The sequence below is a fragment of the Caldibacillus sp. 210928-DFI.2.18 genome, assembly GCF_020554505.1.
Classification (GTDB): Bacteria; Bacillota; Bacilli; order Bacillales; family Caldibacillaceae; genus Caldifermentibacillus; species Caldifermentibacillus hisashii.
Genome location: NZ_JAJCHL010000001.1, coordinates 65381 through 77791, shown reverse-complemented (window position 1 = coordinate 77791; position 12411 = coordinate 65381). Strand labels below are relative to the sequence as shown.

Annotated in this window: 15 protein-coding genes, 1 tRNA gene and 1 riboswitch; of the genes, 5 read left to right on the top strand and 11 right to left on the bottom strand. The window is 36.5% G+C overall.

Annotation, left to right across the window (positions count from 1 at the left end; genetic code table 11):
- Nucleotides 1–244: 244 nt before the first annotated feature.
- Nucleotides 245–317 (bottom strand) — tRNA-Lys (locus tag LIZ98_RS00400).
- 105 nt (nt 318–422) lie between these two features.
- A complete protein-coding gene (locus tag LIZ98_RS00395) occupies nt 423–674 on the bottom strand; it encodes a hypothetical protein (RefSeq protein WP_034770049.1) in 252 nt (83 codons plus the stop codon).
- 113 nt (nt 675–787) lie between these two features.
- Between LIZ98_RS00395 and LIZ98_RS00390 the strand changes: the two genes are divergently transcribed.
- The 3 genes from LIZ98_RS00390 (at nt 788) to LIZ98_RS00380 (ending at nt 2931) form a co-directional block, all read left to right on the top strand.
- Nucleotides 788–934, top strand: coding sequence for a small acid-soluble spore protein P (locus tag LIZ98_RS00390; protein ID WP_072012675.1), 147 nt, complete (start codon nt 788–790; stop codon nt 932–934).
- A 138-nt stretch (nt 935–1072) separates the two neighbouring features.
- Complete coding sequence (locus tag LIZ98_RS00385; protein ID WP_034770047.1) at nt 1073–1438, top strand: Hsp20/alpha crystallin family protein; 366 nt, start codon at nt 1073–1075, stop codon at nt 1436–1438.
- A 119-nt stretch (nt 1439–1557) separates the two neighbouring features.
- Nucleotides 1558–2931 (top strand): dipeptidase, encoded by a 1374-nt coding sequence (locus tag LIZ98_RS00380; protein ID WP_227138632.1) that lies wholly within the window; start codon nt 1558–1560, stop codon nt 2929–2931.
- Nucleotides 2932–3017: 86 nt separating this feature from the next.
- Here LIZ98_RS00380 and LIZ98_RS00375 read toward each other — a convergent pair whose 3' ends face one another.
- The 4 genes from LIZ98_RS00375 to LIZ98_RS00360 all read right to left on the bottom strand — a co-directional run bounded on the left by LIZ98_RS00375 (nt 3018) and on the right by LIZ98_RS00360 (nt 6215).
- Nucleotides 3018–3314, bottom strand: coding sequence for a hypothetical protein (locus LIZ98_RS00375; protein ID WP_034770044.1), 297 nt, complete (start codon nt 3312–3314; stop codon nt 3018–3020).
- 12 nt (nt 3315–3326) lie between these two features.
- Nucleotides 3327–3683: a hypothetical protein gene (locus LIZ98_RS00370; RefSeq protein ID WP_034770043.1), complete on the bottom strand. Its 357-nt coding sequence runs from the start codon at nt 3681–3683 to the stop codon at nt 3327–3329.
- A gap of 149 nt (nt 3684–3832) precedes the next feature.
- On the bottom strand, nt 3833–4405 hold the full coding sequence (gene thiT, locus LIZ98_RS00365) for an energy-coupled thiamine transporter ThiT (RefSeq protein WP_227138633.1): 573 nt from the start codon (nt 4403–4405) through the stop codon (nt 3833–3835).
- A 65-nt stretch (nt 4406–4470) separates the two neighbouring features.
- Nucleotides 4471–4585: riboswitch (TPP riboswitch) on the bottom strand.
- A gap of 244 nt (nt 4586–4829) precedes the next feature.
- A complete protein-coding gene (locus tag LIZ98_RS00360) occupies nt 4830–6215 on the bottom strand; it encodes a S1C family serine protease (RefSeq protein ID WP_108898016.1) in 1386 nt (461 codons plus the stop codon).
- Nucleotides 6216–6482: 267 nt separating this feature from the next.
- On the opposite strand from LIZ98_RS00360, the gene LIZ98_RS00355 reads away from it, so the two are divergent.
- Nucleotides 6483–6794 carry a winged helix-turn-helix transcriptional regulator gene (locus tag LIZ98_RS00355; protein ID WP_227138634.1) on the top strand — a complete coding sequence of 104 codons (312 nt, stop codon included), beginning with the start codon at nt 6483–6485 and terminating at the stop codon, nt 6792–6794.
- A gap of 83 nt (nt 6795–6877) precedes the next feature.
- Here the strand turns inward: LIZ98_RS00355 and LIZ98_RS00350 are convergent, their stop codons facing one another.
- A complete protein-coding gene (locus tag LIZ98_RS00350) occupies nt 6878–7411 on the bottom strand; it encodes a YceI family protein (protein WP_227138635.1) in 534 nt (177 codons plus the stop codon).
- 345 nt (nt 7412–7756) lie between these two features.
- Nucleotides 7757–8221: an NUDIX hydrolase gene (locus tag LIZ98_RS00345; protein ID WP_034770034.1), complete on the bottom strand. Its 465-nt coding sequence runs from the start codon at nt 8219–8221 to the stop codon at nt 7757–7759.
- 189 nt (nt 8222–8410) lie between these two features.
- On the opposite strand from LIZ98_RS00345, the gene LIZ98_RS00340 reads away from it, so the two are divergent.
- Nucleotides 8411–8821 (top strand): bis(5'-nucleosyl)-tetraphosphatase, encoded by a 411-nt coding sequence (locus LIZ98_RS00340; protein ID WP_034770032.1) that lies wholly within the window; start codon nt 8411–8413, stop codon nt 8819–8821.
- A 51-nt stretch (nt 8822–8872) separates the two neighbouring features.
- Here LIZ98_RS00340 and LIZ98_RS00335 read toward each other — a convergent pair whose 3' ends face one another.
- The 3 genes from LIZ98_RS00335 to LIZ98_RS00325 all read right to left on the bottom strand — a co-directional run bounded on the left by LIZ98_RS00335 (nt 8873) and on the right by LIZ98_RS00325 (nt 12403).
- Nucleotides 8873–10021 carry a saccharopine dehydrogenase family protein gene (locus tag LIZ98_RS00335; protein WP_227138637.1) on the bottom strand — a complete coding sequence of 383 codons (1149 nt, stop codon included), beginning with the start codon at nt 10019–10021 and terminating at the stop codon, nt 8873–8875.
- A 468-nt stretch (nt 10022–10489) separates the two neighbouring features.
- Nucleotides 10490–11698 (bottom strand): acyl-CoA dehydrogenase family protein, encoded by a 1209-nt coding sequence (locus LIZ98_RS00330; protein WP_227138638.1) that lies wholly within the window; start codon nt 11696–11698, stop codon nt 10490–10492.
- A 462-nt stretch (nt 11699–12160) separates the two neighbouring features.
- Nucleotides 12161–12403 (bottom strand): YkuS family protein, encoded by a 243-nt coding sequence (locus LIZ98_RS00325; RefSeq protein ID WP_034770026.1) that lies wholly within the window; start codon nt 12401–12403, stop codon nt 12161–12163.
- Between the last annotated feature and the right edge of the window lie 8 nt (nt 12404–12411).

The window sequence follows — 12411 nt, the reverse complement described above, 5'->3', positions numbered from 1 at the left end:
TTAATATAATTTATAAGATAAGTAAATTATGACTATATTATTGTTATACATAATTTTTTCTTATCATTTTACTGAAATAACCATCAGTAAAAATGAAAACTATTATGTTACGATAATTAGCTGCCAACCAGAAAAAATTGCAAAGTGGCTGGAGCAGGACAAAAACCTTCCTATAGTCAATTTACTATTATTTTTTATAAAGTAAAAAAAAAGCAATCAAATAATTGATTGCTTTTTACCTTGATGGGGCATGCAGGGCTCGAACCTGCGACCCGCTGATTAAGAGTCAGCTGCTCTTCCAACTGAGCTAATACCCCGTTCTGTTGACAAAGAAAATTTTACTGCTTTTAAGAAGACTTGTCAACAGTAAATGTGAAAAAAAACTCAAAAAGGACTATCCCAATGGAATAGTCGCGAAAAGCTTATTCTAGATTTTGTTTCATTGTATCAATCTCTGCTTGGTAATTTTCCAGTTGTTTTCTTTGCGTTTCACTAGCTACTTCATGTGCGTTTTCAAGTTGTTGTTCCGTTTCATCAATTTCCTGCTTCAAACGTTGCAGATAATGCCCGTATTCCGATGAAGAAGGATCAAGTTGTTGATAAATATCTCTAGCTTGTTCCATTCCTTGCTCCGCCGCTTGAAACGCCTGTTGTTTATTTTTATGGTAAGGCATAACATCACCCCTTTTTTATCGTGCTCATTAGGAAAAATTTTATTCGATTATCTTTCATTCTTTATGAACATGCTATACTCAAAGGTCCCCTAAAATTGTAAGGAGGGAAAACAATGAATAAAAATGATGGTTCAGACGTACGGAAAAATGCCAGAAAAGGTGATGGTAATGGAACACAGCCCGAACCGTTAAGTGGGTCAAAAAAGGTAAAAAACCAAAATCATTCAAGAAAAAATAATAATCCGGGGCATGGGATGTAATTTGTTGTAGTCTTCAATATCAAATATATAAAATTCAAATAATTTAACGAATTTTTTATGTCACTAAATAATAAGTGATACGTAAAATAGAGGTAATACGATATATTTTCATATGGCTCAAATTTGGGGGGACCTAAAATGAATGGGAAAGATGAAAACGCCCCATTTGATTCCAAATTAATTGAAAACTGGTTTGAACAGTTTTTTCTTGATCCACTTACAACTTACTTGGATGAAACAGTATTTCGTATTGACCTATTCGAAACTGAAAATGAATTTATTGTTGAGGCACTTTTACCGTCTTGTCAAAAGGAAAATATCCATGTTGCTGTTAACGGACAAGAACTTTCCATAAAAGTAAAGGATCACAAGAAAAATCATCCTCATTCCCACAATTATAAAATACGAACGGTTACGTTTCCCATGTCGATTGATGAACTCAAGATAGATACACGGTTTGAACATGATATACTTGAAATAAAATTATACAAAAAAGATAAATAATAAAAATATGAGGCGTCACGGCAGGTTTGCCTTGATGTCATTTTTTTAGTGACTGGAAATTCTCACCAATTTGGAGTAAAATTGTCAAAAATAGCAAAAATCATATGGAGGAATTTTAAATGGCACAATCATTCCAACAATATTTAGATACTAATCAAAGCGAAAACTTGGAGCAATTAAAAGAATTTTTAAAGATCCCCAGCATCAGTGCTTTATCTGAACATAAAGGAGATGTCCTTAAAGCAGCAGAATGGCTCCGTGATGAACTGACAAGAATTGGTCTCGAACATGTTCAAGTGCTAAAGACAAAAGGCCACCCTGTTGTATATGGCGATTGGCTTTATGCCGAAAATAAACCGACAGTGCTTATTTATGGCCATTATGATGTCCAACCGGTTGACCCGTTAAACTTATGGGAAACACCTCCATTTGATCCGGATGTCCGTGACGGAAAAATATATGCCCGTGGTGCCAGCGATGATAAAGGACAAGTATTTATGCATATTAAAGCACTTGAGGCGCTACTTCAAACGGACGGAAAACTTCCTGTTAATGTAAAAATCATTTTCGAAGGTGAAGAAGAAATTGGCAGCCCAAACTTACCGATTTTCTTACAAAGCCATAAAGAAATGCTGCAAGCGGATGTGTTGGTCATTTCTGATACGGATATGCTTGATAAAGGTAAACCGTCGATTTGTTATGGTCTACGGGGCTTAACCGGTTTGCAAATTGATGTCAAAGGGGCTAATAGTGATCTTCATTCCGGCAGTTTCGGCGGCGGAGTGCAAAATCCTGCCCATGCCCTTGTTGAAATTCTCGCTTCTTTTCATGACAGTGAGGGTCGAATTTTAGTAGAGGGATTTTACGATAAAGTTGAGGAAATTACTGAAGAAGAAAAGAAAGCAATTGCTCAAGTCCCTTCTGATGATGAAAAAATTCGTCAAGAACTTGGTGTACCGGAACTGTTTGGCGAACCCGGTTATAGCTTCTATGAACGAACTTCTTATCGTCCAACCTTGGAAATTAACGGCATGTATAGCGGCTTTCAAGGTGAGGGCATTAAAACGGTATTACCTAATACGGCAACTGCAAAAATTACTTGCCGACTCGTTCCAAATCAAGATCCTGCAGAAATTTTTCAATTATTAGTAAAACATATTGAAAATCATAAACCTAAAGGGGTTACCGTTCAAATCACTCCATTTGACCAAGGTTCACCTTTCTTAACACCATTTGATCACCCGGCTATCCAATCTGCCGGACGTGCTTGTGAAAAAGTTTACGGGACAAAAGTGGCTTACACAAGAAGTGGTGGCTCAATTCCGATTGTTGCCGATTTTAATGAAACATTAAATATTCCGGTTGTTTTGCTTGGATTTGCCTTGGCCAGTGAAAACTTTCATGCACCCAATGAACATTTTCATTTAGAAAACTTTTATAAAGGGATGGAGACACTGTGCCATTATTGGTATGATCTGGCGGAATCCTTATAAGAAACGTTTGACTTTTATTAATTCAGTTAGGTTTCGAGTATTAGGGAAGTTCCAAGTGCCTGGAGCAGCCCTAATACTCATTTTGCTTACTCCTTTTCTAGATAGCGGATATAATCATTTAATAAGTCGATTACATATTCTGCCTCTTCTTCCTTAAATGAGAAGAAATTTGTTTCTTGTACTTCATTCTCATCTTCCTCAAAAATCACACTTCGATAGAGCAAGCCGTCCCCATTCTCGGTATTGACACCTAATTTTAAAAGAATAGTAAAATGGTCACCACCGTTCCAGTTTTGTTCAATTTCTAAATGTTTATTATTTGAAATCCACTGAATATTTTCTTCAATAACATCAATCTCGCTATAAGGGAATTCGTCTTCCAATTCTTCATTTTCTTAACTGCTTTCCACTTGCTCGTTTTCGTCATCTTCCTCAACATGATCCAAAAAGTCAAAAAATGCATCATAGATAAAGTCAATGATCTCTTCCAACTCAGTAAAAAGAATTTTTGAATTTAATTCAAAATCCTCATTCCAATAGTAAGAATAAAGTTCTTGATTTACCGGATCGAAGTAAATGGTGCAAAATTCAAAAATCTTTGTATCTATCTCTGTATAAAAAGATAGTGACGGGTGTTTTTTCGTCGTATTCACGGTTAACCGAATTTCGTAGTCATCAAATTTTGCACTCACTTCAGGTAAGCTTATACTGATTGCTTGTTCAATTCGAGACAACCATTCTAAGTTACTCAAATAAAATCCCTCCTTGTTTTCTGTACCATTCCTATGAATCCCCATTTTCAACTTTTTTATGTAAAACAGTTCCCGTTTTTTAACTTTTTTGAATAGATAAAATAAAACAGGGGATGCTCCTAATTGGATAGCCCCCTTCCTTATTTGCTTTATTGGTTTCGGCTTACTGTTAAAACTCGTGGAGATGCTGACAAAAGAAACGCCATAACAAACGAACAGAGCAAAAATGAACCCAACCAAGCAGAGCCATTTACGATTAAAGAATATACCCAAGCCGGCTGTCCTTCAGGTGCGTAACTTCCCCAAAAAACGATTCCGGCAATGTAATGCCATATATATCTAGCAACACTACCGATAAACATAGCGAGAACAGCAAAACCTAAACCGGCCAATTTTTGTCCTTCACGAAATTTCCTTTGTATTACATTCATAAATAAGCCGGCAAATCCGACACAAGCAAATGCAACAAAATATTCAACAAGAAATTGGAACCAGTGAAGAAAAGTAACATCTCCTGTTACTACTTGCAGCAGTCCCCAAAGCAACCCGGATACTACACCATATCGGAATCCCCAACGGAAAGAAACGATAAATACCGGTACCATAGCAAATGACATACTAATCCATGGTCCCAATTGAATTGACGGCAACAAATCAATGATCAGTGCCAATGCCGCCATAATGGCAGACTCAATTAATGGTTGTAATTGTTTTGAACGCATAAAAAAACCTCCTATGTTTTTTTATCAAACGTTCCATAGGAAGCTAAGAAAAGTAGAAAATAAATCCTACCTCTCTTCCACAATCCCTACGCTAGTATTAACTAGACAGGTTCAAAGGGTCTGAATAGCTCTCTTTACGATTGCTATTCACTCTCAGCAACAGCTCCCCCTGTGGAAACGTTGATTTCATTGTCAAAAATATTATAGTACAAATCTTGGAAAATGGAAAGTTTTTAAAAACAAACATATTCAAAAAGGGAACTTTATTCTTTGGTGGGAATCAATATCCTCACTGATTATTTGACCGAACCAATCGGACGTTTTATAGGTTTCCTCGCGCCCGTTTGACTGAAATCTTAATAGGAGTACTAATTCCCATAAAAAACGGGAAGGATTCGTACTACTCCCTCCCGTTTCCCTATCTTTAGCTTGAGGTCGTTTCCACCGTTACTGTTTGTTTATTTCCATCTCGGTAAAAATCGATTTTAACGGAATCTCCCGGTGTTACTTTGCTATATAAATATTTTCTTAATTCGGTAACATTTTTTATTTCATTGCCATCAATGCCAACAATGACATCATTTACTTTCAAACCTGCTTTAGCAGCCGGTGAGCCCGGTTCAACAGCGGCAACGACGATACCGTTTTCCAAGTTTCCAAACATACTCTGACGATAAAATTGAACAATATTCGATACATCATACATTTGAATACCTAAATATGGCCGTTTAATTTCACCGTTATTAATCAACTCTTCAGCAATTGGAATTACATCATTACTCGGAATCGCAAATCCTAAACCTTCCACACCGTCCTCAGCAATTTTTAAACTATTAATTCCGATAACTTCCCCATTTGCATTAATCAAAGCACCACCACTATTGCCGGGATTAATGGCTGCATCCGTTTGAATAGCCGTGATTTCCCATTCCCCTGCGGATGTATTAACTGATATCGAACGTTCGGTAGCACTGACAATCCCTTGGGTTACCGTTCTTGAAAACTCTTCACCAAGCGGATTTCCAATCGCAATCACCTCATCACCGGTACGCAATTGACTGGAATCTCCAAAACTAGCTACTTCATTAACATATTTTCCGTCAATTTTCAGAACTGCTAAGTCGGTCAATGCATCGGCACCAACGACTTCTGCTTTTACTTTTTCACCGCTATATAATGATACTTGAATCTCGTTTGCCCCTTCGATGACATGATTATTTGTAATAATGTAACCATATTTATCATCCTTCTTAAAAATGACACCCGAACCCGATCCGGTTTGAACACTTTCTGATTGCAAATTAAACTGACTTTGCATTTTTTGAAGATTAATAACACCAACAATGGTCGGTGACATTTCTTCAACGATATCGGCAATGGTTGCTTGATCTGCTTTTGTAAACGTGCTCGTATACACCGCATCTTTTGAAACCGGTTGAACTACTTTCGCGTCTGATGTCGTATCTCCATCATCATTTCCATTTGCCGGAAATCCAAAATAAGAAACAAGACCAACTGTTAATACAGAACTTATGATACCAACTAATAAATTTGATCCGATTGTTTTGATATTGAATTTCCTTTTCTTCTTATTTCTATCCTCATTCAAATGATCGTTCGGGTCACTGCTTGTATTTGTTGAAGAATGACGAACAGTTTCTTGGGAATTTGCATGTTCCTCGTTTGTTTGTAAATCATTCCCATCCGATTGTTTTGTCGTTTTATTCATCGCATTTTGATCAACATTTTGATCGTTATCAATTGGTTTGTCGAAAGATTCATCATGATTTTTGTTTGTGAAATCTTCCATGTTTATTATCCTCCCCTCTCTTTTTTCTACAATTATTTTAGACAAAAATTATGAATAAATTATGAATAGAAGTAGAAAAAAAATGAAAAATGTACAGGAATTTATAAAAAAAACACTTACCAAAAATGATTAAGTATCATCCAATTCAATCATCTAGGTGAGAATAATGACCTATAGGATTTGAACGATTCATGTTATTATGATTATAAACTTGCTTACGTAGATCGTATTCTTTTTTCGATAAAATCATGTTAAAGTGGGGTGATGATGTTGGAACCGACACTTTGTCCACGGGTAGAAAAGGCCTTTGAAATCATTGGGAAACGTTGGACAGGATTAATTATTTACCAATTAATGAATGGTCCCATGCGGTTCTGTGAAATCGAAAGTTCCATACCGATTAGCGGCAGACTCCTTTCAGAACGCCTTAAGGATCTGGAAAAACTGGGGATTGTATCAAGACAAGTATTCCCGGAAGTGCCGGTCCGGGTGGAATACTCATTAACCGAAAAAGGATTGGCATTAAATCCGGTGATGAAGGAATTGCAAACTTGGGCACTGAACTATATAGATGGATAAGTAAATGTAGTGAAAAAAATTACTAAAAAACAACAAAAATGCCAGCTGACCACTTTCCTCTCGTGATCACCTGGCAGATTTACTTATCCTTTTGTTGCTTCTAATTCAAGTGAGATGTTTACTTCATCACCAACAAGTACGCCGCCGGTTTCTAGTGCAGCATTCCATGTTAATCCATAATTGCTTCGATTGATTTGTCCGCTGACGGAAAAACCAGCAGTTTCAGCACCAGTCATCGGATTTTTAGATAATCCAACGAGCTCCACTTTGAATGTTTCTGATCGTGTAACACCACGAATGGTCAAATCGCCGGTTACAGCATACTCATTATCCCCTGTTTTGACAATCTTTGTAGCAGAAAACGTTAATTTCGGATAATTTTCTACATCAAAAAAGTCTGCAGATTTTAAATGTCCATCACGGTCTTGGTTTCTTGTGTCAATGCTTGCCAAATCAACGACAAAATCAATATTTGCGGTTGTTAAATCGGTCGGGTCAGCCTCAATTGTTGCATCAAACGTATGGAATGTTCCTTTCACTTTTGAAATCATCATATGTTTTACAGAAAAATCAACACTGCTATGAGCTGCATCTAAAACCCATTTTTCTTTTGCCATAATTAATTCCTCCATTTCAACTTACTTTATGTAAGCTTATTTATATACATAAGTATAAGAGCAAAAGAAATCACTGTCAATTAAAATATCTCGATTTAAAAATATTTTTTTTAGAAATAAATTAACCCTGAATGTTAGCCTCGGCTTTACGAAAAATTTATTGGCACTGAAATTTTGAGCGTTTTGATATTATTTCGCCTATTAATAAACGGAAGAAAATAGACAGCAACTTTTGCTCAATCCATATCAAAAATTGCAGCAACTACATGGATGTATTCGGTTAACACTTTTTCAAGCTATGAAATGAGTACAACACCTCTCCTAAGAAAGGTGTTGCTTGTTTTTTCATATGTTTTTATAATGCTTACTTAAAAATTCATCCAAGATTACTTTATGGCCTTTTACCAATTGTCCGGGTAGGTTATCCGGATGGCAAAATCGGACCGATACCGATTCTGAAAAATCGACCTTCATTTCCCCTGAAAAATGCTTTGTATAATATGCAACAGTAACCATAAAAAACTCATCCCCATTTTGTGCACGGACAAAATATTCCGGTCCTGAATACACATTAATAAATTGTAATTGATCAACGACGAGACTGGTTTCTTCAAATACTTCCCGACGTGCTGTTTCTTCCGTTGTTTCTCCCAGTTCCATTAACCCACCCGGTAATCCCCAAAAACCAGTAGGATATGTTCTTTCCTGTAATAAAATTTCACCTTCATCATTTACAATAACAGTAACAGAACCTACCAAAATAATAGGTCTTGATCCAATAATTTTACGTAAATCCTCAACATAGCCCACATGAATAACCCCTGTCATTTTATTTTTCTATTTGTATTATATTAATTAATTGCTTCATTGGAAAGATATCAAGGATGGGAACTTAAATCACTATTCCATTAAAATTTTGCAAAGATTAATAAACAATCATACAGCCTTGATCTTTTTTTGTTATAATATTGATTAATTGGTAAAGAAAGGATTGTTTATATGAAAAGAGAAAAATCTTGCGGTGCCATTGTTTTTACATCCGAAGAACCTCACAAAGTTCTGCTTATTAAACATCAAAACGGCGGGCATTGGGCATTTCCTAAGGGACATGTGGAAGAGGACGAAACTGAAACTGAAACTGCCCTTCGTGAAATTGCAGAAGAAACCGGTCTTCAAGTTGAATTGGATACGAACTTTCGCAAAGTGGTTACTTATTCTCCTGCCGAGGGCGTTTTAAAAGAGGTTATTTATTTTCTTGCTTACACAAAACCAACTGCCATTCATCGTCAACTGGAGGAAGTAAGTGATGCAAAATGGTTCCCGTTATCTGAAGCCATCGACAAAGTGACCTTCGATAATGACAAACATATTCTTAAAGCTGCGATTGATTATATAAAAAAACCAGAGTAAAAATGCTCTGGTCATCTAGAAATTTGAGATCTTGTTAGCCAAGGTCTCCATTCAACTTAAATTTTCCGATATAACCACACCACGCTTTTTCATTTCTTCAATATAAATATCACCGGGAACAATTTGTTCAGGTGGATAAACGCCTCTTTTTGTAATAATACCATTTGCAATCATTTGTGCAACAACTGAAATCGTATTCGCTGTTGCTCTCGCCATCGCGGTGATATTTTTAGTTGAATCCTTAAATGTCACCATTTCATACGTATAAGTAGCTGGATTTAAATCTTTTTCCCCTGAAACGATTACCCGTAATAAAGTGACATCGTCTTTATCTTTTAATTCAACAATCGGATCTAGGACCTTTAATAGTACTTTCCTTGGATTAATGGTTTTTCCGTCAACTTCAACTTCATAATCTGTTCTTGTAAGATTTAAATCAACAAGTAATTTCATCTTTTTCGCATGACCTGGATAACGAATCGTTTTATATTCCAATGTTTCTAATTCCGGATAAGAAATAGATAATGTTGAAGTTCCGCCTGATGTATGAAAGGCTTCCAGTGGACCAAATTTTTCAAAATAAATCGGTTCTATTTCAGATAACGATGGTACAACCATTAATTTTCCATTACGAATAATTAAAGAAGGATCGGTGTAGTGATCAAGTAAACCTTCCATTGAGAACACATGATTGTATTCTAATGGTGGATCCGGTCTTACCGGAATTCCGCCCACGTACATTTTTACCGCTGTTGCTTTATCAAGCTTACTGTATCCATAACCTGATAAAATATTAATCATACCCGGAGCTACCCCTAAATCAGGGATAATGGTAACTCCGGCGTTTTTCGCATCATTTTTTAATGCAAGTACTTTATCCGTCATATGACCGATATGACCACCTAAATCTACAGAATGAACACCCACTTTAATTGCCGTTTTTGCGACGATTTCATTAAACGAGTAAAATAGTGCATTAATAATACAATCAAATTGACTCATAAAATTCGCCAGTTCTTCTTCATTACGAGCATCGACTTGAAAGGGAGTCAATTTTTGAGATTGAATTTGTTCACATACTGTTTTTGCACGGTTAAAATCAAGATCAGCCAATCCGACTGTTGTTACACCGGAACTTTCCGCCAAGTCCCGGGCTGCTTCTTTGCCCATAAGTCCAGAGCCTAACACACCGATTTTCATCACAATACTCCTTTCTGTATTTTTTATATTGTGACAAGTCAAAAAGTTTGTGACCATTAATTTTTATTCATTCTAATAATCACGATGACTTTACTAGTTGTTTAACTGATTCAGTATCATTTTGAACCGTTTGTAAGTTGCTGCTTTAGTAGGAAATCTTGACATGATATAGTATTGGAATATTTTGCCATTAATCTGGTTTCATTTGTAGTTGAAAGTTTAGCGGGGTTCAGTAAGGTGGAATAAAGTGAAATTTCCATCAAGGGAGTTCTCTATCCCCACTGATGGTTAGCTGTACCAATCAGGCACTTATCTTCCCCCCTACATCCTTGATTTCTCTTAAGCCTCAAGGGGAAAATTTAGTGACCGTTTATGCGGGATAAATTTTCAGTAAAAAGACGAAAGGGGTAAGAAATGCAAATTGCAACAAACAAGGATGAAATACCCCTTTTATTATCAAATTGAGTTTTACTTGATATTCAGTTCATTGTTACCTTCCCAAGCTGGTAGCATTTTGTTTAATGGTTTATCCTTTCGATAACCTAACACATACTCTGCTTGCATAATTGTATGGATTTCTCTTGTTCCTTCATAAATAACCGGTGCTTTCGAATTCCGTAAAAATCGCTCTACCGGATATTCATCGGAGTAACCGTAGGCTCCGTGAATTTGGACAGCATCATCGGCAGCTTTATTGGCAAAGTCACATGCCTGCCACTTTGCGAGTGAGGTTTCACGTGTATTACGTTTTCCTTGATTTTTCAACTCCCCAGCCTTATAAACAAGTAGTCTGCTCATTTGTAAACCTGCTTCCATATTGGCAATCATTTGCTGGACTAATTGATGTTTACCGATAGGTTCTCCAAACGTTTCCCTTTCATGACAATACTTTACACTTGCTTCCAGACAGGCCATGATTTGACCAACTGCACCGGCAGCAACCGTAAAACGGCCGTTATCGAGGGCAGACATCGCAATTTTGAATCCTTCACCTTCTTCACCAAGTAAGTTTTCTTTTGGTATTTTCATATTTTCAAAAAATAACTCCCCCGTATTACCGGAACGAATCCCTAATTTTCCTTTAATAGCTTTAGATGAAAAGCCTTCCCAAGTCCGTTCCACAATGAATGCAGACATCCCGTGATATTTCTTTGTTTTATCGGTATAAGCAAATACGATAAAATGATCGGCAATATCACTAAGGGAAATCCATGTTTTTTGACCGTTAAGAATATAATACTCTCCCTCTTTTTTCGCGGTTGTTTGAATAGAAGCCACATCTGAACCTGCCGCCGGTTCCGTCAACCCGAATGCGCCAATTTTTTCCCCTTTCGCCTGTGGAACCAAATATTTTTGCTTTTGTTCTTCAGTACTCCATTGCAGTAAAGTTAAACTATTTAGTCCGGTGTGGACAGAAACCGCCGTCCGGAAAGCTGTATCTCCTCTTTCCAATTCCTCACAGACAATGGCAAGTGAATTATAATCCATGCCACTCCCACCGTATTTTTCCGGAATGCAAACGCCCATTAAACCAAGTTCACGCAGCTTATCGAAAATTTCGCGAGGGAATCCACCGGAACGATCCCATTCACGAATATAGGGAACAATCTCTTTATCTACAAAGCTTCTAACTGTTTCTCTTAGCATATTTTGTTCTTCGGTAAAATCAAAGTTCAATTTTTTTCATCTCCTATAAATAGTCCAAGTGATAATTTTAAACAATCGTGACAAAACTCCTGTTATAGTCGTGCGTAAAAAACAGTGCATTCATTTTCCACATGTCTCAGCAATGCGTTTTTACTCAGCTCCCTTCAATAAAATTTATGTTTTCCTCCATAAAATTATTTGTAAATCCCAATCATTTCTTTAACAAAAAAACCAGTTCAATAAATGACACGGAATAGATGATGTCATTATGAACTGGCAAAGTGATCTGCTTTTTGGCAGACCTGCAAAATGATGGAGGAAACACAAGTAACTAACAATAGAATGTTAAAACATGTGTTATTACTGTTTATTTTAATACAAAACCAAATATTTGTAAACGTTTTCTTTTTATTTTTGGGATTGATTATGAGCCTTCCGCATTTCAAGGTTTTATCATGAAGCGAAAAGGCAAAATACAATCCTAAGTATAAATTAACTTAGTCTGCTTTCCACTTGACGGCAAACTTCTTCAGCACTTAATCCACTGGCTTCAATGACTGAACCTTGTGTAACCGTATTATGCATCCCCATCATATTGGAGTCCAGACCTGTTACTACACAACAATCGCAACCGGAAGCATCGTTTTCATTTTTCAATTCTACCACATCATATCCTTTTTCCATTAATGCATGTTTTACATCTGTCAAAGAAGACGCAACACCGATTTTTGGCATACATTCCA